Source organism: Mesorhizobium australicum, from assembly GCF_900177325.1.
Classification (GTDB): domain Bacteria; phylum Pseudomonadota; class Alphaproteobacteria; order Rhizobiales; family Rhizobiaceae; genus Mesorhizobium_A; species Mesorhizobium_A australicum_A.
Window position 1 is genome coordinate 1,334,026 of the sequence record NZ_FXBL01000004.1, and the last position, 22,049, is coordinate 1,356,074.

At 65.0% G+C, this 22,049-nt stretch carries 19 protein-coding genes; 13 read left to right on the forward strand and 6 right to left on the reverse strand.

Features of this window, described 5'->3' with window-relative positions; translation table 11 throughout:
- The first annotated feature begins 147 nt into the window (after positions 1-147).
- Positions 148-1,527, forward strand: coding sequence for an aspartate aminotransferase family protein (locus B9Z03_RS08895; protein ID WP_085467560.1), 1,380 nt, complete (start codon positions 148-150; stop codon positions 1,525-1,527).
- Positions 1,528-1,606: 79 nt separating this feature from the next.
- Here the strand turns inward: B9Z03_RS08895 and B9Z03_RS08900 are convergent, their stop codons facing one another.
- The gene (locus tag B9Z03_RS08900; protein WP_085463885.1) at positions 1,607-2,800 is read right to left on the reverse strand and encodes a serine hydrolase domain-containing protein; all 1,194 of its coding nucleotides are present in this window, start codon (positions 2,798-2,800) and stop codon (positions 1,607-1,609) included.
- Positions 2,801-3,016: 216 nt separating this feature from the next.
- Here B9Z03_RS08900 and B9Z03_RS08905 point away from each other — a divergent pair, with 216 nt between their 5' ends.
- The 4 genes from B9Z03_RS08905 to B9Z03_RS08920 all read left to right on the forward strand — a co-directional run bounded on the left by B9Z03_RS08905 (position 3,017) and on the right by B9Z03_RS08920 (position 7,692).
- Positions 3,017-4,162, forward strand: a complete 1,146-nt coding sequence (locus B9Z03_RS08905; RefSeq protein WP_085463886.1) for a serine hydrolase domain-containing protein — start codon at positions 3,017-3,019, stop codon at positions 4,160-4,162.
- 40 nt (positions 4,163-4,202) lie between these two features.
- A complete protein-coding gene (locus B9Z03_RS08910; RefSeq protein WP_085463887.1) occupies positions 4,203-5,129 on the forward strand; it encodes a LysR family transcriptional regulator in 927 nt (308 codons plus the stop codon).
- Between the two features lie 89 nt (positions 5,130-5,218).
- On the forward strand, positions 5,219-6,034 hold the full coding sequence (locus B9Z03_RS08915) for a carbon-nitrogen hydrolase family protein (protein ID WP_139832209.1): 816 nt from the start codon (positions 5,219-5,221) through the stop codon (positions 6,032-6,034).
- Between the two features lie 83 nt (positions 6,035-6,117).
- Positions 6,118-7,692, forward strand: coding sequence for an ABC transporter substrate-binding protein (locus B9Z03_RS08920; protein WP_085463889.1), 1,575 nt, complete (start codon positions 6,118-6,120; stop codon positions 7,690-7,692).
- Between the two features lie 123 nt (positions 7,693-7,815).
- Here the strand turns inward: B9Z03_RS08920 and B9Z03_RS08925 are convergent, their stop codons facing one another.
- The 3 genes from B9Z03_RS08925 to B9Z03_RS08935 all read right to left on the reverse strand — a co-directional run bounded on the left by B9Z03_RS08925 (position 7,816) and on the right by B9Z03_RS08935 (position 10,361).
- Positions 7,816-8,919 carry a class II histone deacetylase gene (locus B9Z03_RS08925; RefSeq protein ID WP_085463890.1) on the reverse strand — a complete coding sequence of 368 codons (1,104 nt, stop codon included), beginning with the start codon at positions 8,917-8,919 and terminating at the stop codon, positions 7,816-7,818.
- A gap of 102 nt (positions 8,920-9,021) precedes the next feature.
- A complete protein-coding gene (locus B9Z03_RS08930; protein ID WP_085463891.1) occupies positions 9,022-9,693 on the reverse strand; it encodes an RraA family protein in 672 nt (223 codons plus the stop codon).
- Positions 9,694-9,893: 200 nt separating this feature from the next.
- Complete coding sequence (locus tag B9Z03_RS08935) at positions 9,894-10,361, reverse strand: Lrp/AsnC family transcriptional regulator (RefSeq protein WP_176247672.1); 468 nt, start codon at positions 10,359-10,361, stop codon at positions 9,894-9,896.
- Positions 10,362-10,444: 83 nt separating this feature from the next.
- On the opposite strand from B9Z03_RS08935, the gene B9Z03_RS08940 reads away from it, so the two are divergent.
- Complete coding sequence (locus B9Z03_RS08940; RefSeq protein ID WP_085463892.1) at positions 10,445-11,548, forward strand: saccharopine dehydrogenase family protein; 1,104 nt, start codon at positions 10,445-10,447, stop codon at positions 11,546-11,548.
- 108 nt (positions 11,549-11,656) lie between these two features.
- Here the strand turns inward: B9Z03_RS08940 and B9Z03_RS08945 are convergent, their stop codons facing one another.
- Together B9Z03_RS08945 and B9Z03_RS08950 are read right to left on the reverse strand one after the other, a co-directional pair.
- Positions 11,657-12,505, reverse strand: coding sequence for a MurR/RpiR family transcriptional regulator (locus tag B9Z03_RS08945; RefSeq protein WP_085463893.1), 849 nt, complete (start codon positions 12,503-12,505; stop codon positions 11,657-11,659).
- Positions 12,506-12,528: 23 nt separating this feature from the next.
- Positions 12,529-13,266, reverse strand: a complete 738-nt coding sequence (locus B9Z03_RS08950) for an N-formylglutamate amidohydrolase (protein WP_244561696.1) — start codon at positions 13,264-13,266, stop codon at positions 12,529-12,531.
- A 216-nt stretch (positions 13,267-13,482) separates the two neighbouring features.
- Here B9Z03_RS08950 and B9Z03_RS08955 point away from each other — a divergent pair, with 216 nt between their 5' ends.
- The 7 genes from B9Z03_RS08955 to B9Z03_RS08985 all read left to right on the forward strand — a co-directional run bounded on the left by B9Z03_RS08955 (position 13,483) and on the right by B9Z03_RS08985 (position 22,047).
- Positions 13,483-14,826 carry a M20 family metallopeptidase gene (locus tag B9Z03_RS08955; RefSeq protein WP_244561697.1) on the forward strand — a complete coding sequence of 448 codons (1,344 nt, stop codon included), beginning with the start codon at positions 13,483-13,485 and terminating at the stop codon, positions 14,824-14,826.
- A 65-nt stretch (positions 14,827-14,891) separates the two neighbouring features.
- Complete coding sequence (locus tag B9Z03_RS08960; RefSeq protein WP_085463895.1) at positions 14,892-16,475, forward strand: ABC transporter substrate-binding protein; 1,584 nt, start codon at positions 14,892-14,894, stop codon at positions 16,473-16,475.
- The gene (locus B9Z03_RS08965; protein WP_085463896.1) at positions 16,472-17,449 is read left to right on the forward strand and encodes an ABC transporter permease; all 978 of its coding nucleotides are present in this window, start codon (positions 16,472-16,474) and stop codon (positions 17,447-17,449) included. Before B9Z03_RS08960 ends, B9Z03_RS08965 begins: the two co-directional genes overlap by 4 nt.
- A 1-nt stretch (position 17,450) precedes the next feature.
- Positions 17,451-18,389, forward strand: coding sequence for an ABC transporter permease (locus B9Z03_RS08970; protein ID WP_085463897.1), 939 nt, complete (start codon positions 17,451-17,453; stop codon positions 18,387-18,389).
- Position 18,390: 1 nt separating this feature from the next.
- Positions 18,391-20,094: a dipeptide ABC transporter ATP-binding protein gene (locus B9Z03_RS08975; protein ID WP_085463898.1), complete on the forward strand. Its 1,704-nt coding sequence runs from the start codon at positions 18,391-18,393 to the stop codon at positions 20,092-20,094.
- Complete coding sequence (locus B9Z03_RS08980) at positions 20,087-20,734, forward strand: cysteine hydrolase family protein (protein WP_085463899.1); 648 nt, start codon at positions 20,087-20,089, stop codon at positions 20,732-20,734. The genes B9Z03_RS08975 and B9Z03_RS08980 overlap by 8 nt, the downstream gene beginning before the upstream one ends.
- Entirely contained in the window at positions 20,731-22,047 is a 1,317-nt protein-coding gene (locus B9Z03_RS08985; protein ID WP_085463900.1) for a type I glutamate--ammonia ligase, read from the forward strand. The genes B9Z03_RS08980 and B9Z03_RS08985 overlap by 4 nt, the downstream gene beginning before the upstream one ends.
- Positions 22,048-22,049: the final 2 nt, after the last annotated feature.

A 22,049-nucleotide genomic window follows, 5' to 3' on the forward strand; every position in this document is an offset into this window, starting at 1 on the left:
CTCAAGACGGGCGGCGGTGCGTTCACCCCGTCTCCCCGTACCCGGCGCGCCGAGCTCCTGAGGCTTTGCGCGCGCATCGGATACTCGCCGCCGGAGGTCCTTTTCCGCTGAGATTTCGCAATCGATTCAGGGACAGGACAAATGACAATCACCTACGACAATTTCTCCGGCGCGCAGCTTCAGGCGATCGACTCCGCGCATCATCTTCACCCTTTCACGGACCACAAGGAACTGCGCCGCGCAGGCGCACGGATGGTGGTGCGCGCGGAAGGCCCTTACATCTATGACAGCGAAGGCAACCAGATTCTGGACGGCATGGCCGGCCTGTGGTGCGTCAATGTCGGCTATGGCCGCGAGGAACTCGCCAGGGCCGCCTATGACCAGATGAAGGAACTGCCCTTTTACAATTCCTTCTTCCGCTGCACGACACCGACGCCGGTGCTTCTTTCGGCCAAGCTGGCGGAATTGGCGCCACAGAACGTCAACCAGGTTTTCTATGGCTCCTCGGGCTCCGAGGCCAACGACACGGCGCTGCGCCTCGTGCGCCACTACTGGGCGCTGGAAGGCAAGCCGACCAAGCGGATCGTGATCTCGCGCAGGACGGCCTATCACGGCTCGTCGATCGCGGGTGCGTCGCTCGGCGGGATGAAGGGTATGCACGGTCAGCTGTACGGGGCGGTGCCGGACATTGTGCACGTGATGCCGCCCTATTCATTCGAGTTGGCGATGCCCGGCGAAAGCGACCATGACTTCGGCCTGCGCGCAGCGCGCGCGGTCGAGGAGGCGATCCTGGAAGCCGGCGCGGACAATGTCGCGGCCTTCATCGGTGAGCCGGTGCTGGGAGCGGGCGGTGTCAAGATCCCGCCGGCAAGCTACTGGCCGGAGATCCAGCGCATCTGCGACAAATATGATGTGCTCTTGATGATCGACGAGGTCATCACCGGCTACGGCCGCACGGGTGCCTGGTTTGCCAGCGAGACCTACGGCATCAAGGCGGACACGATCACCACGGCGAAGGCGCTGACGTCGGGCTACCAGCCACTGTCGGCATTGCTGGTCGGCGACCGGATCGCAGCGACGTTGATCGACAAGGGCGGCGAGTTCTACCACGGCTACACCTATTCGGGGCACCCGGTGGCCTGTGCGGTCGCGTTGAAGAACCTCGAGATCATCGAGCGCGAGGGGCTCGTCGAGCGCGTCAAGAACGACACCGGTCCGTATTTCGCCAGCGCTCTGGCAGAGCGGATCGGCAGCCATTCGTTGATCGGCGAGACGCGCGCGATTGGCCTGATGGGAGCCGTCGAGATCGTCAAGGAGAGCGGCACCCGCCTGCGCTTCGAAGCCGGCAACGCCGGCGACAAGGTGCGCGACCTGGCGATCGCCAACGGATTGATGGTTCGCTCGGTGGACGACACCATCATCATGTCGCCACCGCTGATCTGGACCCGCGAACATGTCGACCTGGCGTGCGATCGTCTCGCCAAGGCGCTCGACGACGCGGAGGCCGGGTTGCGTCGCGCCGGCTGATGACGGGCGGGAAATAAAGATGGGCGCCGGAAGATCTCCGGCGCCCTTTGTCTTGGCGCGGCAGTGAAGCTCGGTCGATTCAATCGGCGCCAAGGGCGCTGCGGATGGCGCGCATCGCGGCCAGCAGTTCCAGCGAGCGCTCGGCACTCGAGTGCTCGGGCCAAGTGGAGAGCTTCACGACGGCGAAATCGGACTCCGGGTCGATGTAGATGGACTGGCCGAACACGCCGCGCGCCCACATAGCGCGGCGCTTGCCGTCCTCGATCCAGAACTTGTTCGAATAGGCACCTTCGGGCAGGACGGTGCGGTAGATGCCCTGGAACAGATCCGGCCTGCCATTGCGAGTCGCCTCGATCCATTGCGACGGGACGATCTGCCTGCCGTCGCGCGCGCCGTTGTCCAGCAACAACTGGGCGAAGCGGCCATAGTCGCGCAGCGTTCCGCACAGGCCGCCGTCGGCAAGCGCTGCCCCCCCGTCGTCGACGGTGATATAGGCGTCTTCGCCGGCGCCCATCGGCGCCCAGATCTCCTGGCTGATCAGTTCCGCGAGAGGCGTGGCGGTGGCGCGCTCCAGCACGAAGCCGAGCACGTCCGTCTCGATCGAGCGATATTTGAACAGTTCGCCATGTTCGCGCTCAGCCTCGTCGAGCGTCAGGATGAGCTGCCACATCGTGCGCGGCCAGTCGGTGCGGGTATAGACCTTCCAGCCGCAGGCCTGGTCGATCTTCTGCATGTGGGAGCCGGGCGTCGTGTAGGATTCGTCGAAGACGACGCCGCTCGTCATGTCGAGGATGTGCTGCACCTTGGCGCCCTTGTAGGCGGTGGCCGACAGCTCCGGCAGGTACTCGGTGATCGGGGCCTCGACGTCCAGCACGCCGCGGTGCGCGAGGATGCCGGTCAGGATGCCGGTCACCGACTTGGTGACGGACATTGCGAGATGCTGGCAGTGCGGCCTCATGCCGTTGCGATAGTCCTCGAAGACGATCTTGCCGCGATGCAGCACAAGGAACCCGTCGGTGAAGGATTCGTCGAGAAACTGCGCGACGGTGCGCTTCCCGTCGCCAAGCTGGAACGTGACGCCGGCGAGATCCTGCTTCGCCTCCGGAAGCGGGCGCGCAGGCCCGGCACCTCGCCAGATCTGCGCCGTCGCCGTCATCTCGCGGATATGCTGGAAGGTCCAGCGATGGTACGGCGCGATGTCCCACCGGTCACGGGGAATGATCGGGTCGCCGGGGCGGGAAGGGTCGCGCGGCTTGAGAGGTTGGTCTGACATGGGTATCGTTCCTGCGTGATCGCTGCTCAACTGCTCTTCATCTGACACGATGAAAGGCAGTTTTAAAAGGCATGTTTTGGCCTGATCGCAGAAATTATGGTTATCTTACAAAGATTCCGTCCGACATCGCGGTGATGTTCGGTTTTTGATTGCGCGATCTGCGATCGCAATATAGCTTTCCGCTGCGACATCGAAAATGAGAGATCGACCTCGACAATGAGCGCCACCAGTTTCAGCCGTTCCGATATCAACCTGACCAACTGGCGGGACAGGCCCTACTCCTCCTGGACCTTCCAGAACGTGTTCGAGTTCGTGCCGTCGGCGCAGATCCGCAGCGCCAGGCTGGAAGAGGCTCCGGTAAAGCCGTTGGGGAATTTTGCGGGACTTCGGATCGCGAACGTTGCTGGAGAGGAATTGGCCCTTGCCGACTTCCTCACGCAGAGCAACAGCGACGCACTGGTGATCATGCGCAAGGGCGAGGTGATCGCCGAATGGTATGCTCCCCACACCGATCCATCGCGTCCGCACCTGATCTTCTCGATCTCGAAATCGTTCACCGGACTGCTCGCCGGCATCCTGGAGGGCGAGGGCAAGCTCTCCTTCGACGATCTCGTGTCGAAATATGTTCCCGAGGTGACGGGCTCGGCCTATGACGAACTCACCGTGCGCGACCTGTTCAACATGACGGTCAGCATCGATTTCCAGGAACTCTATCTCGACAGGAACGGCGATTTCGACCGGTACCGCCGCGCCATGCTGTGGAACCCGGAGCGGGCGGACGATCCGACGCCGACGCTGAGGGAACTGATGTGCCGGCTGCCGCGCGCGGCCCATCCGCACGGCACCCGGCATGCCTACCGCTCGCCGAATGCGGACATGGCGGGACTGGTGGTGGAGGCCGCTTCGGGACAACGTTACGCCGAGTTCCTGAGCAGCGCCCTGTGGCGGCCGATGGGTGCGCACACGGACGGCTTCATCACCGTCGACCGCGCCGGAAATCCACGCTCGTCGGGCGGGATCTCGGTGACGGCGCGCGATCTCGCGCGGCTCGGCGACCTCGTCCGGCTGGGAGGCAAGGGCATCGTGCCGGCCGCGTTCATCGAAAGGCTCTGGGCCGGCGGCGACCGTGAAGTGTGGTCGCAGGGCGACCAGGGGCTACTCTATCCGGGCGGCAGCTATCTTGCCTACTGGTACGAGACCGGCACCGGCGCGCTGGCCGGCATGGGCATCTTTGGCCAGTGCGTGTGGGTCGACCGCAAGAGCGAAACGGTCGTGGTCCGCCAGTCTTCCGAGACCATTCCCGTCGACGACAAGCTGGACCAGCGTGTCATAGCGATGATGAAGGAGATTTCGGCACGTTGAGTCTGGCGGCGATCTCGTCCATCGGCGCAGGGCGGCGGACATGAATCTGAGGTTCATCGAGACTTTTCTCTGGGTGGCGCGGCTGGGAAGCTTCAGCGCCGCCGCCGAGAAGCTCGCTGCGACCCAGGCCTCCGTCTCACACCGCATCGCCACGTTGGAGGAGGAGCTTGGCGTGTCGCTCTTCGATCGGGATTCGCGCAGCGTGACGCTGACGCCGGCCGGGCGGCAGGCGGTGCCCAGGGCCGAGGAGATCATGCGCGCCGTCGGCGCATTCCGTATCGCGATCGCCGATCCCGAGCGGTTGGAGGGAACCGTCAGCCTCGGCACCAACGATGTGGTGGCGCACTCCCTCCTGTCTCGCATCATCACCCGCGTCAGGCAGCGCTTTCCGGGCATCGTCATCGATCTCCAGATCGAGACGAGTGCGGCGATCGCGCGCGGGCTGATGGAACGACGTGTCGACTTCGCCCTGTCCATGGGGCCGATCGGCGACAGTCGCGTCGTCAATCTCGACTTCGGTTCCTTCGCGTCAGTCTGGGTGGCGAGCCCTGCGCTCGGCTTCGGAGGCAAGCCACTGACGCTGCGCGACATCGCCACGCGGTCGCTGATGACCTTCTCGCGCGACAGCCAGCCGCATCGCTGGTTGTCGCGGCAGCTCGGGGAGGCGGGGCTGGACGCCAAACCGATTTCGAACATCAATTCGCTGATCACCATGGTGGGCCTCGCCGCCGACGGCTTCGGCTCCGCGGCGCTGCCGCATGCGGTGGTCAGCGAACACCTGACAGCGGGGACGCTGGAAGTGCTGGACGTGACGCCGGTCTTCCCGGCTTTCCCGCATCACGTTTCCTATCTCGAACTCAACGAAAGCCCGCTTGTGAAGGCGGTCGCAGCAATAGCTTTCGAGACGGCCGAGGAGGCCGCGCGCGAAGGCATGTTCGTCATGCCGGCAGACGCGGCGCGACAATAGAATTTTCTTGTAACTGGACGCGGAGATTTCTCGTTTGAACCCCTACCACCCCATCGGCAGACTGCGCTGAACGGCATGGAGGCGCGAGCGTGAAAGTCGGAATGGTGCAGATGAATTCGCAGCCGGATAAGGCCGGGAATCTTGCCGAGGCGGAGCGGCTGATCCGCTCCCTGGCGTTGAGCGACAGGCCCGACCTCATCGTGCTGCCGGAATACTTCGCCTCGATCGGCGGCGACCGGGATTTCATCCATGCCAATGGCGAGACCTTTCCTGAGGGCGAGGCCTATCAACTGATCTCGCGGCTGTCGCGGCAGTTCGGCGTCACCATCCATTGCGGTTCGTTGGTCGAGAGAAGCGGCAACCGGTTCTTCAACACCAGCCTCGTGTTCGGGCCGGACGGCGGCGAGATCGCGCGCTATCGCAAGATGCACCTGTTCGACATCGATGCGCCCGGCGGCACGTCGTACAGGGAGTCCGACACGATCAGCCGGGGCGCGGACATCGTCACCTTCAAGGTGGGCGATATTACCGTGGGTTGCGCGATCTGCTACGACATCCGCTTCCCCGAACTCTTCCGCGCGCTGCGCGACCGCGGCGCCGACGTGATCGTGCTGCCGGCGGCGTTCACGCTGATGACGGGCAAAGACCACTGGGAAGTGCTGGCACGCGCCCGGGCGATCGAGACCCAGACCTATTTCGTCGCGGTCGGACAGACGCTGTCGCACGACGACGGCAAGTTCTGGTGCTGGGGTCATTCGATGATCGTCGATCCGTGGGGACACGTCGTCGCCCAGTGCTCCGACGGCGTCGGCACCGCCAGCGCCACCCTCGATTTCGATCTGGTCGGAAGCGTGCGCGCGAAGGTGCCCGTTGCCAGCCATCACGTGCTTCAGCCGATGGGGTAACGCCAATCGGAGACGAAGCGAATTTGAGCGGTATCCGCACGCTCGGTTGAACAGACAATGCGGTGGGAACACGGAGAACAAAAATGAGATCAGGACTATTTTCGACAGCGCTGGCAGCGGTGATGCTGCTCGGTGGGGCAGGTCTGGCGAGTGCTCAGCAGAAGGGCGGCACGCTGAACATCGTGCTTGGCGCCGACATTCGCAGCCTCGACGCATCCAAGACGGACAACAACACGGATTCGCTACTCTACCACCTCTACGATCCGCTGGTCGCCTTCAAGAACGACCTGACTGTCGGCCCGGCCCTCGCGGACAGCTGGGAAGTTTCGGCAGACGGAAAGACCTACACGTTCAAGCTGAAGCAGGCGACCTACCACAATGGCGACAAGGTGACGGCCGGCGATTTCAAATGGCTGTGGGAGCGCCGCATGGCTTCCAAGGAGGGCTCGGACTCACCGTGGCTGTGCATCCCTACCTTCGATGGGTCGCGCGGGCTGAAGGTCGAGAAAGTCGACGCGCCGGACGACAACACGCTCGTCTTCACGCTGAATGCGCCGAACACCCTGTTCCTCGTGCGGCTGGCCGATCCGGTCTGCAACATCTGGGTCGCAAGCCCCAAGAACGTCGGTGCCGACGGCAAGTGGATCGCCGGCTCGGCGATCGGGAGCGGGCCGTTCTCGCTCAAGGAGTGGAAGAACGAGCAGTACGTCTCGCTGGCGCGCTTCGACGGCTATGTGCCCGGCAAGGGCGAGCGCAGCGGCCAATCGGGTGACCGCACCGCTTATGTCGATGAAGCCCGCTTCCTGATCATCCCCGACAAGACGGCGGCCGAGACGGCGCTGTTTGCCGGAGAGGTGGACGTCGTGTCGACCATCTCGCCGTCACGTGTGGAGGACCTGAAGTCCAAGGGCGTGACGGTGCTGTCGTCTCCCGGCCTGTCGCTGACGGCGATGCTGATCCAGACCCAGGATCCGCTGCTGTCGAACGTCAAGATGCGGCAGGCGATCGCGCATGCGCTGGACGGAAAGCAGTTCGCCGCAGCCCAGACGCGCGGGATGGCGGAATTCAACCCCTCGGGCGTGCCGCAGTCGAGCGCCTATTTCGACCCCTTCTTCGTCGACAGCTGGCCGGCCTACGACCCAGAAGCGGCGAAGAAGCTGCTCGAGGAGGCGGGCTACAAGGGCGAGCCGATCAAGCTGCAGACCAACAAGCGCTATATCGGCATGTATGACAATGCGGTGGTGGTGCAGGGCCTGCTCGCGGCCTCGGGCATCAATGTCGAGCTCGAAGTGCTGGACTGGGCGGCCCAGCTCGACAACTTCTTCTCCGGCAAGTTCCAGATGCAGTCCTTCGGTTATTCGGGCCGTCCAGATCCGCTGGTGATCTACGGCATGTTCATCGGCGACAAGGCAAAGACCCCGAACTATCAGTTCGGCGATCCCAAGGCGCTGGAGCTCTACCTGAAGGCGATCGACACGACCGACTTCGAGGCGCGCAAGGCGGTGCTGAAGGAATTGCAGACCCTGATGGCCGAGCAGGTGCCGATCCTCGGCATGTACTACTTCCCGGTCATCGAGGCCGTATCTCCCAAGGTGGCCGGCTACGAATCGTGGCCGCTGGACCGCCCACGCGCCTGGGGTGTTTCCAAGGTGCAGTAAGCGAAGGGACAGTTCCTCCCAACTTCGCCCGGGACCTCGGTCCCGGGCTTTTTTCTTGCGTGCCGGAAACGAAAAAGGCGCCCGCATATCGTGGGCGCCTTAGACGACGTGCCGGGCATATGGTCAGCGCGGGATGAGAGCGACCAGCTCGGCAGCCTTATCGATTTCGGCCGCCTGATGCGGCAGGAGCTCCTTGCCGATATAGTTGCTGAGCGTGGGCAAGAAAGGGTCGGCGATGTCCGTGCGGATGCCGCTCAGCTCTTCCATCACCGAGAGTCCGCAATAGGGCACGTAGGACGCCGAGTAGCCGCCTTCGTGCGACATGACGAGACGGCCGCCGCAGAGCGCGTCGGCGGCCTGCATCAGCAGTCGCGTGAAGAGGCGATAGCTCTCACTGTGGAGCATCATGCGGCCGAACGGATCGATGGCCGAGGCGTCGAATCCGGACGCCACGACGATCGCCTCCGGCTGGTAGCGCCGCAGGGCCGGCAGGACGACCCGTTCGAACACCGCGAGATAGGCTTCGTGGCCGCTGCCGGGCGGGAGCGGAATGTTGAGGTTGAAGCCTTCGCCGGCATCTCTGCCGCGCTCCTCGCGCAGGCCGCTGTTGTTCGGGAAAAGGCGGTCCTGGTGAATGGAGATCGTCAGGACGCCGGCGTCCTCGTAGAAGGCGGACTGCGTGCCGTTGCCATGGTGCACGTCCCAGTCGACCACCGCGATGCGGGAGAAGCCGTGCTTGCGGCGCGCCTTGAGGATGGCGACCGGGATATTGCCGAACCGGCAGTACCCCAGCCCCCGGTCTCGCTCCGCGTGATGGCCGGGCGGCCGAACCAGCGCATAGGCGTTACGCACGCCGCCAGACAGGACCGCGTCCATCACCGCGAACGTGCCGCCGGCCGATAGGCAGGCAATCTCGAAGCTGCCGCGGCCGAATGGCGACAGGAAGCTTGCGTCTCCGCCCCCGGCCGCACTCTGCGCCTTGATCCTGGCGATGTAGTCGGGCGCGTGGAAAAGCGCCAGATCGTCCTCGACGACAGGTATGGCATCGATGCGCGCCAGCCTGTCCGTCAGGCCGGAGACGTCCATCAGGTTCTTGAAACGGCGCTTTGTGGCAGCGTTCTCAGCGTGTTCGCCGGGTTCGATGCTGAGACCCGGCGGAAACCAGGCCGCGGCGTTCCCCGTGTCGTGCCACAGATAGAGCTCGTGGAAATTCCAGCCCGTGTTCACCCGTCCGCACCCTCGTATTCGCCCCGCCCCGTTGCGGGTCCTGAAAAAGCGGTAGCCAGGGGCGCGGTCCGCACCCCTGGCCCAACCTTCAAACCGATTCCGTCAGGCGCCCTTGCGCAGGTTCTTCTCGACCAGCGCGGTCGCGCCCGTGATGTCCGGAAGATACTCGCCGTTACGCAGGCGCTGCAGGAGGAGCTGCTCGTCCTCCTGGTCGGCAATGGCCTCACGCGCGATGGCCTCCGCCTGCTGCGGGTCGAGCACGATAACGCCGCTCTCGTCGGCAAGGATCGCGTCGCCAGGACGGATCACCTGGCCGCCGACCGTCACCGGCACGTTCACCGCGCCGTCCAGACCCATAAGCTTGGTAGTGATGGAGGAGGGGCCCCGGCACCAGACCGGCAGGCCGATAAGCTTCAACTCGTTGATGTCGGTCGAAGGGCCGTCGATCGCCGCGCCCTTCAGGCCGGCGATCTTCATCGCATGTCCGACCGCGCCACCGAAGCAGGCGTGGCGCAGGTCGCCGCACCGCTCGACGACAAGAAAATCTCCCGGCCGGATCAGCTTGGTGACGTAGTGGATGATGGTCGAGTCGGCGTGCGGCGTGCGCACGGTCACAGCTGTCCCCGCCACTCGCGCCTCGGGCAGGATGGCGGCGATGCCACGGTCGACGAAGCCCGAATGGAAGAAATGTCCCACCGTACCGGTCTCGGCGCGCTCAAGCAGCTCGATGAGCTTCGGATCGAGCTGAGGGGGCATTTCATGGATGGTGAACATCGGTACCTCGAATTGATTGCCGGAGCCGCATCCCGCACGACATCTCACCCCGCTCGGGGGGGCGCGATGCGCGTCGTGCGGCAGGCCTGTTCGAAGGTGCGTGAGGCCCTTGGCGGAATCAAACGAGAAATACTCGGTCTCGGCTATAAGATTAGCTGCGACCGGCGGGCTGCCGGCGCGTTCGCCGCTCCTCCAAAACCCTATCGCTCCACCTTCGTGTCGAGGATCACGGAGGTCTGCGTTCTCTCGACTCCGTCGAGATCGCCGATCCGATCGATCACGCGGTCGAGTGCCGACACGGACGAGGTCGCGACGATGGCGATGAGGTCGACTTCGCCACTGACGGAATGAAGTGTCCTGACCTCCCGCATCGCGGTGAGCTCTCCGATGGTCTTGCTGGCGGACTTCGGTTTCACGGTGATCAGGACATGGCCCTTGATCTGGGCGCGTTCGGCGGCGGCACTTCGTCTCAGCGTGTATCCCGAGATCACTTTGCTGCGCTCCAGCCGCTCGATCCGCGCCTGCACGGTGGTGCGCGAGAGGCTCAGCCGCCGCGCCAGTTCGGCGACCGGCATGCGCGCATTCTCGGCCAGAAGCGAAAGCAGCAGCTCGTCCTTGTCCATCTTGTCGTTTTGCCTAACGGGTTCGTCATAATGCTCGAACTTCATCGTCAACTTTAACATATCCACGGTTTGAAACGCTAATGCCGGCATGGCGTGATGGAACGACTTCATACCGGAAAGGGATTCTCATGAAAAAGATCGTCGTCGTAGGCGCCGGCAACATCGGCGGGACCATCGCGAATATGCTCGCCGAGACGGGCGATTTCGAGGTTCTTGTCTGCGACCGCGATTCGTCTCGCCTCGAGGGTATCGCAGGGCATCCGAACGTCGCCACCCAGGCGATCGATATCGGCGATGCGAACGCGCTCGAAGCGCTGCTCAAGGGCCGCTTCGCCGTCCTCAGCGCCGCGCCGTTCCACCTGACCACGCGCATCGCCGAGGCCGCATTCGCCGCCGGCACACACTATCTCGACCTGACCGAGGACGTCGCCTCCACCAAGCGCGTCAAGGAGCTGGCGAAGGACGCGAAGTCGGCCTTCATTCCACAATGCGGCCTGGCGCCGGGCTACATCTCGATCCTGGCCAACGACCTCGCCCGCCGCTTCGACACGCTGGAGACGGTGCGGCTCCGCGTCGGCGCCCTGCCACAATATCCGTCCAATGCCCTGAACTACAACCTCACCTGGAGCACCGACGGCGTCATCAACGAATATATCGAGCCGTGCGAGGCGGTGGTCGAGGGGCAACTGACCAAGGTACCGGCCATGGAGGAGCGCGAGGAGTTCTCGCTCGACGGCATAACCTATGAGGCGTTCAACACCTCCGGCGGCCTCGGCACGCTGTGCGAGACCTATGCCGGCCGCGTGCGCACGCTCAACTACAAGACGATCCGCTATCCCGGCCATGCGGCGATCATGAAGGCGCTGCTCAACGACCTGAACCTGCGCAACCGCCGCGACACGCTGAAAGACATCCTGGAGAAGTCGCTGCCGTCCACGAGCCAGGACGTGGTGGTGATCTTCGTCACCGTGAGCGGCTACAGGGATGGCCGTCTCGTCCAGGAGACGCATGCGCAGAAGATCTACAGCGGCATCATCGGCGGCCGCCAGTACAGCGCCATCCAGATCACGACGGCGGCCGGCATCTGCGCCGTCCTCGACATGCTCGCCTCCGGCGCGCTTCCCCGGTCCGGTTTTATCCGGCAGGAAGACATCGTCTTTGCCGACTTCCTCGAGAACCGCTTCGGCCGCCATTACGCGAGTCATCAGACCTCCGCCCGGCACGCCGCCTGACATCCGGCAGGCGGCGCGGGTTTGTTCATGGCTCGCGCCGCCGGTCGAATGTGCGCGCAGAGCTGTACCTTCCCGCGGCGCGTAAGCAGCGGCTAACGCTTTCGGGGTTCAGGCGCCTTCGGTCACGTCGTTGGCCCGCCTGACCTGCTCGATCCGCGATATGCGCGCCCGAAGGCGCGGGCCATACATTGCCACCACCTGCGCCACCAGCGCCTCGATGTGGGCGAGCGCGGGCACCATCGTGTCGTAGGGCGACTGCACCTCGACCGGGCTTATCAGCGACACGCTGGCGCGCGCGGCGGCCGGAGATTGCCAGCGGTCGGTGAACAGGATGATCCCTGCGCCCATCTCCTCGGCCTGGACGATGAAATCGACGACATCCCTCTGGTAGCGGCGATAGTCGAAACCGATCACCACGTCGCGGGATCCCAGATCCACGAGCCGGTCGAAATCGGCGCGCGTGGGAGAGCCGAGGTTGAGCACGCCCGCGCGAAACTGTTCGAGATGGCCCGAAAGGATGCCGGCGATGAACCCGCTGAAGCGGCCACCGACGAGGACGATGCTCTTCGCCTCGATGATCATCCGGACGGCACGGTCGAAGCTGCTCTGCGGCGTTGACGTTCGCGCCTCCTGCAACGCCATGGCTACCGAGTCGACGTAGCCCTGCATCGCGCTGTCGCTTGGCGAGGGCCTGCGGCTGTCCATCATCTGCAGCGGCGAGCGCAGCCGTTCCTCCACCTCGCCCAGCAGGCTGGCCTGGAAGGCGGGGAAGCCCTCGAAGCCGAGCTTGACCACGAGCCGATTGACGGTGGGGTCCGACACGCCGGCGCGCTTTGCAAGGCTTGCCGCGGTGGTGAGGCCTGCTCCGGGATAGTCGCTCAGGAGCACCTGGACGATGCGTTCCTCGGACGGGGTGAAAGAAACCCGGCCGCTGCTCAGGAACTCGCGTATCTGCATTGCGCCCCGTCTGTTGTCCGCGCTCAGATCCTGCCCAGCGCCGCGCACAGTCTGCCTGCCCATTCCTCGACGGCAGCGGCGCTCCGGAGCTGGTCGTTGCGCACTTCGATCAGCAGTGCGTCGAGACCCCGGGCGTCTCCATGTACGGGTATGGCGTAGTCGTCATCCTCGGCAATGCGATAGGGCTCGTCAAGCGCAAGGCTGAGGGCGGGTGCTTCCGCCGCGACCTCGTTGAGGAAGGTTGCCGCGAGCCCGCGCGAGGCGCCGGCGAGAATCCCGAGATGCCAGGGGCGCGCTTGGCCCCGGTATACCGGCGTGAAACTGTGGACCGTCAGGAGCCGGCTCTCGCGACCCTCGGCGCGTCGGCGGTCGAGAAGATCGGCCACGGTGCGGTGAAAAGGCGTGAACATGAGTTCCACGCGGCGCGCGCGCTCCGCCTCGTCCAGCGAGGCGTTGCCCGGAATGTCCGTTTCCTCGGAGCGTGTCGGAATGCTGCTTTCAGCTGCCAGGGGGCGGTTGAGGTCGATGAGCAGGCGAGAATAGTTCGCCAGGATCGCGGCCGAATCGAGCCTGCGCGCCATTGCGCGCGTCAGGGCCGCAGCGCCTATGTCCCAGCCGATGTGGTCCCTTTCGGCACCTGCCGCGAGGCCGAGCCGGTCATACTCGGCCGGCATGTGGCATGAGGCGTGCTCGCAGACGAGAACCCATTCCGACTGCCCCGCCATGTTCTCGGCGGTGGCCGCAGGGGGCCAGTCCGTCACGGCTGATGGTGCCGTTTTATAAGCGATTACAGGTATTTGCGACATGTATGATCCTGGCGGGAATGTCCGTGCGTCGGTCGAGGGATGCGGCGGCAAGATTGTAAGAGATCAGATATTTGTCCAGCAATTCTTATTTTATGAAATGATATTGACACTCTTGGGCAACCAATCATAGTGCGGATCGGCGGTTGCGGCCGTCGCCTCAAGGAGCCTTCCGTGTCCAAAGATCCGCAGGACGCCATTGCCCGCGTATGGGCCGTTCTGGATGCCGAGCCCGACTGGACGGTCGATCTCGCCTCCCGTCTGGTGCGTATCCCTTCCGTCAACCCGAAGTTCCCGACCGGCAACGGCGACGTCGACATTTCGGGCCGGGAGGCTGAGGTTCAGGCGCTTCTGGATGGAGAATTACGCGCGCTCGGCCTGACGACCCGCCAGTGGGACGCTCTGCCGGGCCGCCCGAACCTCGTGGCGAAGACGCCGGCGGGCGATCCGGACAAGTCGCTCATTCTGTGCGGTCATGTCGACGTCGTCCCGGTGGGGGATGCGTCCGCCTGGTCGTGGCCGCCTTTCAGCGGCGAGGTGCGTGATGGCCGGTTGCTGGGCCGCGGCTCGCAGGACATGAAGGCAGGGCTTGCCTGCTGCGTGGGAGCGATCCGCTCAATCCGCAAGGCCGGCATCGAACTCGATGGCGAGCTTGCCTTGCATTCGGTGGTCGACGAGGAGGCCGGCGGCTTCGGTGCGCGGTCGGCGGTCGCCGAGGGCGAGCACGCCGCGGCCGTCATCGTGGCGGAGCCGGGGCAGGGCGAGATCTTCCTCTGTCAGGGCGGGCTGGAGTGGCTGCGCGTCACGATCCGCGGTCGCCAGGGCCATTCGGCCTATCGCTACACCGGCTATTGGCCGCAGCCGCACGCCGCGCGCACCGGAAATGAACCTGTCAGCGCCGCCGATATCGCGACCCGTTTCCTGATGGCGTTGCGCGACTATGAAGCGGGCGTCGCCCGCTCGAAGTCGCATCCGCTGATGCCGGCGGGCGTCAATCATTTTGGCGTCGGCGTCGTGCAGATCGGCGCGGGCATGGGCGCCGACGGATTGCCGCAGATCCTCAGCAATCCCGGTATCGTGCCGGATGTCGCCGTCATCGACATCGACATGAAGTTCCTTCCGCATGAAAAGACCGCTGAGGTCCGCGCCGATTTCGAGGCTTTCGTCGCAGGCTTCTGCGCGTCGGATCCGTGGCTGCGCGACAATCCGATCACCGTCGAATGGGACCTGTACGGACTGCATTTCCCGCCGATGAACACCTCCCCGGATCATCCGATCGTCGGCTCGATCCGCGCCGCGCGCGAACGTCTCGGCCATGCGCAGACGATCCTGCGCGGATCGATCGGCGTCACCGACGGCGCGCACTACGCGGCCGCGGGCATGCAGGCGCTGCGATACGGCCCGGCGGGCGCGAACCAGCATGGCGCGGACGAGTGGGCCGACGTGGCCTCCATCCGCGAGACGACAAAAATCCTGGCCGCTGCAGTCATCGACTGGTGCGGCGTCAGAAGCGAATAACCACCACCGGGCGGGCGAGGGTGCGCAGATGCCCCGCCAGCCAACCGACAGAGAGGACTTGAGATATGACAGTTTCCATTCGCGCCGGGTTCATGGCGCTCATGATGGCGGGCACCGCGTTTCCCGCGATGGCCGAAACGCTGAATTGGGCGCGTGCGTCCGACGTGCAGACGCTCGACCCGCACGCCTACAACGAAGGCATCACCCACACCTTCAATCACCAGATCTACGAGCCGCTCGCCGCCCGTTCCGACGACGGCAAGCTGACGCCGGTTCTCGCCGTGTCATGGGAAAACCTTGAGAGCGATCCGTCGATCTGGGAGTTCAAGCTGCGCGACGGCGTGACGTTCCACGACGGCACGGCGCTTGAGGCGGACGACGTCGCCTTCTCCTTCGGGCGCGCGATGAGTGACACGTCCAACGTCCGCTCCCTGCTGTCCTCGGTCGACCGCGTCGAGGTGGTCGATCCGCTGACGGTGCGTGTCCATACCAAGGGCGTGAACCCGCTGCTGGTCAACAACCTGATCAACATCTTCATCATGAACCGCGAATGGTCCGAGGCCAACAACGCCGCCAAGCCGCAGGACTTCAAGGCGGGACAGGAAAGCTTCGCCGCGAGCAACGAGAACGGCACGGGCGCCTACAAGCTGGTCAGCCGGGTTCCCGACAGCAAGACCGAGCTTGCCGCCTACGACGCCTACTGGGGCAAGGGCGAGTTCCCGCTCGACATCGACCGCATCGTCTATACGCCGATCCAGTCGCCGGCCACGCGGGTCGCGGCGCTGCTGTCGGGCGAGGTGAACTTCCTCCAGGACGTTCCCGCGCAGGACATCGCGCGGCTCGAACAGTCGCCGGGCATCAAGGTGGTTCGCGGGCCGGAAAACCGCACCATCTTCTTCGGCCTCAATGTCGGCGCCGACAAGCTGGAGTTCGGCCAGGCCAAGGGCAATCCGTTCGCGGACAAGCGTGTGCGCCACGCCATGAACATGACGATCGACCGCGAGGCCATCAAGCGCGTCGTCATGCGCGGCGAGTCCATTCCGCTTGGCACCATCGCGCCGCCCTTCGTCAACGGCTACACCGAGGAGATGGGCAAGGTTCCGCCGGTCGATCTCGACAAGGCCAAGGCGCTGATGGCGGAGGCCGGCTACGGCGACGGCTTCAGCGTCACGTTGCACTGCACGAATGACGCCTTCGTCAACGAGGAGGCGATCTGCCAGGCGGCGAGCGGCATGCTGGGCAAGATCGGCATCGACGTGAAGCTCGACGTCCAGCCGGGCGGCGTGCAGTTCCCCGCCATTGCCAACGGCAAGACCGATTTCTACATCATGGGATGGGGCGTCTCGACCTTCGACAGCCAGTACCTGTTCGACAACCTCGTTCATTCGCGTTCGAACGGACGCGGCGCGTGGTCGTCGATCAACTACACGAACGCTGATCTCGACGCGAAGATCGAATCCCTCGCGGCGGAGCCGAACATCGAGAAGCGCAACGCGACGATTGCCGACATCTGGAAGGTAGTGCAGGAAGAGACCTTCTATCTGCCGATCCACAACCAGATGCTGGCTCGCGCCAGCGCCGAAAAGATCGGCATCACGCCGAATCTCGGCAACCAGATCTTCGTCAAGAACGTGACCGTGGCTGAATGATCTTTTTCCTGCTTCGCAGGCTGGGGCAGGCGGTGCCGGTGATGCTGGTCACCGCCTTCCTGTCCTTCGCCGCGTTCCGCTTCATCGGCGATCCTGTCCAGAACATGCTCGGACAGGATGCGACGGCCGCCGACAGAGCGCAGCTCGAAGCCGCGCTCGGTCTCGACCAGCCTTTTCCGGTGCAGTTCGCTCGGTTCATCTGGTCGGTGTTGCAGGGCGACTTCGGTATCTCCACCCGTATCGGACAGCCGGTTCTCCAGCTTATCCTGGAGCGGCTGCCCGCCACGCTGGAGCTTGCGATCCTGTCATTCGCGCTGGCGCTCGCCGTCGGCATCTTCCTCGGCGTGACGACGGCACTGAAGCCGGACTCGCGCATGTCGCACATCATCATGACAGGTTCGCTCGTCGGCGTGTCGCTGCCCAATTTTCTCATCAGCATCGGCCTGATCTACGTCTTCTCGGTGCAGCTCGGCTGGCTGCCGGCGTTCGGCCGCGGCGAAACCGTAAAGCTCGGCTGGTGGACCACGGGCCTGCTGACCGTTTCCGGCTGGAAGGCGGTCATCCTTCCGGTTCTGTCGCTGGCGCTCTTCCAGGTGACCCTCATTCTGCGGCTTGTTCGCGCGGAAATGAGCGAGGTCCTGACCTCCGACCATATCCGCTTCGCCAGGGCGCGCGGCCTGCCGGATCGCCTGATCAATTTCAGCTATGCGCTGAAGAATACCATGGTCCCGGTGATCACGGTCTCCGGTCTCCAGCTCGGCACGATCATCGCCTTCGCGGTGGTGACGGAGACGGTATTCCAGTGGCCGGGCGTCGGCCTGCTCTTCATCAATTCGGTCAGTTTCTCCGATGTGCCGATCATGGCCGCCTACCTTCTGCTGGTCTCCCTCGTCTTCGTCGTCATCAATCTGATCGTCGACTGCCTCTACTATCTGTTCGATCCACGCCTTCGCGCCGGTGTCGCGGGGCAATGAGATGAGCGAACAGCAGCTTTCAACCAGCGGTCCGTGGCGACGCTTCCGGCGGTCGGAGATCGGCCGCGCCTTCCTGGCTTCCCCAAGCGCGATGATCGCTTTCGCGCTGGTGGTCCTGGTCGCGCTCGCGGCTGCGCTGGCGCCTTGGATCGCGCCGCAGGATCTGCGCGCAGCGGGCTCCTTCGACCTGATGAACGGCTTCACGCCGCCGTTCAGCCGCAACGAGTTCTCGGACGCGTTCTTTCTGCTCGGCACTGACGACCAGGGCCGCGACATGCTCTCGGCCATGCTGTTCGGCGCGCGCACCTCGCTCGTCGTCGGCATCGCAGCGGTCGCGCTGTCCGCGTTTATCGGCGTGACGCTCGGCCTGATCGCAGGCTATGCGGGCGGCCGCGTCGACGCGCTCATCATGCGCGTGGCTGATGTGCAACTCGCGATCCCCTCTATGCTGGTGGCGCTGCTGATCTTCGGCCTGACCCGCTCGCTGCTGCCCACGGGGATGCGCGACGCCATGGCGATTTATGTGGTGATCCTTGCGATCGGCCTGTCCGACTGGGTGTCCTATGCGCGCACGGTGCGCGGCGCGGCGATGGTGGAGATGCGGCGCGAATACATCCAGGCCGCGACGATGATGGGTCGTCCGTCGAGCGCGATCCTGCGCCGTCACCTGCTGCCGAACGTGGCCCGGCCCATCCTGGTCATTTCGACCATCAATTTTGCGCTGGCGGTGATCGCGGAATCGACGCTGTCCTTCCTTGGCGCGGGGCTTCCGCCTAACCAGCCGTCGCTCGGAACCCTGATCCGCATCGGACAGCAGTTCCTGCTCTCCGGCGAATGGTGGATCCTCGCCTTCCCGTCCTTGGTGCTGCTCGTGCTTGCGCTGTCGATCAACATTCTGGGCGACTGGCTGCGCGAGACGCTCGATCCGAGGAGGCGCTGACATGGAGCCGGTTCTCGAGATCGAAGGCCTGCGCGTCGAGTTCCCTCTGCGCGACGAAACGCTGGTGGCCGTCGACGACGTGACGCTTTCGATCGGAGCGGGCGAGATCGTCGGTGTCGTCGGCGAAAGCGGCGCCGGCAAATCGACCGTCGGCGCGGCGATTACCGGATTGCTGCAGCCGCCAGGCCAGATTGCGGCCGGCCGCATCCGCGTCAAGGGGGCCGAGATCGATGCGACGGACGCCCGTGCCATGCGCGCGCTGCGCGGGCGGCGGGTCTCGACGATCTTCCAGGACCCGCTGACCAGCCTCAATCCGCTGTTCACCGTCGAGCGCCAGCTGGTGGATACGATCCGGACGCATCGGTCGATGTCGCTGGCCGAGGCTCGAGCCGAGGCAGTCCGTCAGCTCGATGCCGTGGGCATTCCCGACCCTGCCCGCCGGGTGAAGAACTGGCCCCACGAGTTTTCCGGCGGCATGCGTCAGCGGGCAGTCATCGCGCTCGCGCTCTGCTCGAACCCGGAACTCGTGATCGCCGACGAGCCGACGACGGCGCTCGACGTGTCCGTCCAGGCGCAAATCCTCCAGCTCATCAAGACCCTGGCGCAGGAGCGCGGCATCGGCGTGATGCTGATCACCCACGACATGGGCGTGATCGCGCAGGTCACCGATCGCGTCGCCGTCATGCAGGGTGGACGTCTTGTCGAGCTCGGTCTCACCCGAAAGGTCCTGGAACAACCGGAACATCCCTACAGCCGGGCCCTCATCTCGGTGGTACCGCGCATGGACGTCAAGCGCGACCGCTTTCCCGTGGCCGGCCTCGGCAAGGGCGTCGACGCGGCGCTGGAATGGCTGTCGGCCGGAACGCGCGCCATAAGCGCGCCGGATGGCCCGCTGGTCGAGCTGCGCGATGTCGCGATGACCTATGGCGCGCGGCAAGGCCTGTTCTCCCGCAAGGCCGGCTTCACCGCGCTCACGGGCATCGATCTGAAGATCGGGCGGGGCGAGGTGCTGGGGCTCGCCGGCGAGAGCGGATCCGGCAAGTCCACCATGGCGCGCATCCTCGCCGGCCTTACCCCTCCCAGTCATGGTGAGATGTTGTTTGCCGGCAGGAATGTCTTCACGGCAAGCCGGTCGGAACGGATGGAGATCCGTCGCCAGACTCAGATGGTGTTCCAGGATCCGTATTCCTCGCTCAATCCGCGCATGAAGGTGGGCGACATCCTGGCCGAACCGCTGCTGCATCACCGTTTCGTTGCAGGCAATGCAGCCGCGCGCCCGGTGGTGAGCGAACTGCTGGACGCGGTCGGACTGCCGGCCGATGCGGCCCAGCGCTATCCGCATGCCTTCTCCGGCGGGCAGCGCCAGCGCATCTCGATTGCGAGGGCGCTCGCCAGCCGGCCAAGCTTCCTCATCTGCGACGAGCCGACCTCGGCGCTCGACGTGTCGATCCAGGCGCAGATCCTCAACCTGATGAAGGATCTGCAGGAAAAGCTCGGCCTGACCATCCTGTTCATCAGCCACGACCTGCCAGTGGTGCGCCAGATGTGCGACCGCGTCGCCGTTCTGCAGGGCGGCGAACTGCGCGAGGTCGCCTTGACGGAGCAGCTGTTTACGAAACCGCAGCATCCCTACGTCCAGCGGCTTCTGTCGCTCATTCCGGCCATGCCCGCGTCAGCGGCAATCGGAGGTGCGCGGCATGCCTGAAGCCATTCCCTCGCGCGACGCGCCCTTCAAGCGAGGAGAGACCGCGCTCCTGCTCGTCGACATGCAGCGCATCTGGCTCGACCGCGCTTTCGAGGATCACGGCGCCGGCGGCGGGCCGCAGGCCGAGTTCTATGAGACGACCGCCGCGGTGACCGTGCCCAATTGCGTGCGGCTTTTGGCGGCCGCCCGCGCCAACGGCGTCGAGGTGCTGCATACGATCATCCGGAGCCTGACCGAAGATGGTCGCGACCGCTCGCTCGACCACAAGATGACGCCGATCCATCTGGCGCGGTCCGACGAGCGGGCGCTTCTGGTGACGGGCCTGATGCCGGCCGGCGACGAGATCGTTCTGCCGAAGACCTCCTCCGGCGTCTTCAACTCCACCAATATCGACTATCTGCTGCGCAATCTCGGTGTTCGCCAGCTGGTCGTCTGCGGGATCATGACCGATCAGTGCGTCGACATGGCCGTCAGCGACGCCGCCGACCGCGGCTTCATGGTGACCGTGCCGGAGGATGCCTGTTTTGCGGCCACCCGCAACCGGCACGAGCATGCGCTGGATGCCTTCGGCGGCTATTGCTCGCGCACGCGGACGGATGTCGTGGCCGAGCGCTTCACCCTTCTTGGAAAATCCGCATGACCGCCACCCATCTCGCCGCGATCGTCACCACCGACCTGACCGCCATCACGCGCGGCAGATTCCTGCCTGCCGACCGCATCGGGCACGCTGTAAACAGCGGCGTGGGCTGGGTTCCCGCAAATGCCTCCCTGAAGCCGACGGGTGAAATCGTCGCCGACAACATTTGGGGATCTGCGGGCGACCTGCGCATCCTGCCGGACCTTTCCGCGCGTGCCGTGACAGCCATGACCGGATCGCCGACGCCCTTCGACATGACGCCGGGCGACATCGTCACGCTCGACGGCGCGCCGTGGTCGGCCTGCAGCCGCTCGGCGCTCCGAGCAGCGATCGCCGCGCTGAAGGAGGAAACCGGCCTGTCCGTGCTGTCGTCCTTCGAGCAGGAATTCCAGCTGGTCGGCAGCGATCTGCCAGACGCGCACGTCTTCTCCTTCCAGGCCCTGCGCCGGGCCGAGCCATTCGCAGGCCGCTACTTCGCCGCTCTCGCCGATGCCGGCGTCGATCCGGAGGTCATCATCGCCGAATACGGCAAGGACCAGTACGAGATCACCAGCGGGCCGACCGACGCGCTCGCGGCCGCCGACCGCGCCGTCGTCATCCGCGAGATCACGCGCGAGATGGCGCGCAACGAAGGCTGGCGCGCGACATTCGCGCCCAAGACGCAGCCGGACGCGGTGGGCAACGGCGTGCATATCCATTTCAGCCTGATCGACGCGCAGGGAAATCCCGCCGGATTTGATGCGTCGAAGCCGGGCCGTCTTTCCGACGTCGCGGCTTCCTTCTGCGCCGGCATTCTCAACCACATGCCGGCGATGCTCGCTTTGACGGCGTCGAGCCCATCCTCGTATCTCCGGCTGAAGCCGCACAACTGGTCGTCCGCATGGACCTGGCTCGGCGAGCGGGACAGGGAAGCGAGCCTGCGGATCTGCCCGACCGTGGAGATCGCCGGCAAGGATCCGGCGCGCCAGTTCAATGTCGAGTATCGCGCGGCCGACGGCACGGCGAATCCCTATCTCGCCCTTGCCGCGCTCCTTCGCGCCGGGCTGGACGGAATCCGGCAGCAGCTCGAGCCAGCACCAATCTTCTCGGGCGATCCCGAATTGCTGAGCGACGGGGAGCGTGCTCGTCTGGGGTTGGCAAGGCTGCCCGTCACGCTCGATGCGGCCCTGGACTCGCTGGAGGCAAGCCAGGTGGTGGCGGAATGGTTCGCGCCGGAACTGCTGGCGAGCTTCCTCGGCATCAAGAGGAGCGAGGCGAAAGACGCTCATACGCTGAACGACCGCCAGGTTTGCGCGGCCTGTGCGGCCCTCTATTAAGC

What these genes read in the sequence shown, in the direction of transcription:
- B9Z03_RS08900 (WP_085463885.1), bottom strand. Translation starts at nt 2,800, where the DNA reads ATGTCAGACCAACCTCTCAAGCCGCGCGACCCTTCCCGCCCCGGCGAC.
- B9Z03_RS08905 (WP_085463886.1), top strand. Translation starts at nt 3,017, where the DNA reads ATGAGCGCCACCAGTTTCAGCCGTTCCGATATCAACCTGACCAACTGG.
- B9Z03_RS08910 (WP_085463887.1), top strand. Translation starts at nt 4,203, where the DNA reads ATGAATCTGAGGTTCATCGAGACTTTTCTCTGGGTGGCGCGGCTGGGA.
- B9Z03_RS08920 (WP_085463889.1), top strand. Translation starts at nt 6,118, where the DNA reads ATGAGATCAGGACTATTTTCGACAGCGCTGGCAGCGGTGATGCTGCTC.
- B9Z03_RS08930 (WP_085463891.1), bottom strand. Translation starts at nt 9,693, where the DNA reads ATGTTCACCATCCATGAAATGCCCCCTCAGCTCGATCCGAAGCTCATC.
- B9Z03_RS08935 (WP_176247672.1), bottom strand. Translation starts at nt 10,361, where the DNA reads ATGAAGTTCGAGCATTATGACGAACCCGTTAGGCAAAACGACAAGATG.
- B9Z03_RS08940 (WP_085463892.1), top strand. Translation starts at nt 10,445, where the DNA reads ATGAAAAAGATCGTCGTCGTAGGCGCCGGCAACATCGGCGGGACCATC.
- B9Z03_RS08945 (WP_085463893.1), bottom strand. Translation starts at nt 12,505, where the DNA reads ATGCAGATACGCGAGTTCCTGAGCAGCGGCCGGGTTTCTTTCACCCCG.
- B9Z03_RS08960 (WP_085463895.1), top strand. Translation starts at nt 14,892, where the DNA reads ATGACAGTTTCCATTCGCGCCGGGTTCATGGCGCTCATGATGGCGGGC.
- B9Z03_RS08965 (WP_085463896.1), top strand. Translation starts at nt 16,472, where the DNA reads ATGATCTTTTTCCTGCTTCGCAGGCTGGGGCAGGCGGTGCCGGTGATG.
- B9Z03_RS08970 (WP_085463897.1), top strand. Translation starts at nt 17,451, where the DNA reads ATGAGCGAACAGCAGCTTTCAACCAGCGGTCCGTGGCGACGCTTCCGG.
- B9Z03_RS08975 (WP_085463898.1), top strand. Translation starts at nt 18,391, where the DNA reads ATGGAGCCGGTTCTCGAGATCGAAGGCCTGCGCGTCGAGTTCCCTCTG.
- B9Z03_RS08980 (WP_085463899.1), top strand. Translation starts at nt 20,087, where the DNA reads ATGCCTGAAGCCATTCCCTCGCGCGACGCGCCCTTCAAGCGAGGAGAG.
- B9Z03_RS08985 (WP_085463900.1), top strand. Translation starts at nt 20,731, where the DNA reads ATGACCGCCACCCATCTCGCCGCGATCGTCACCACCGACCTGACCGCC.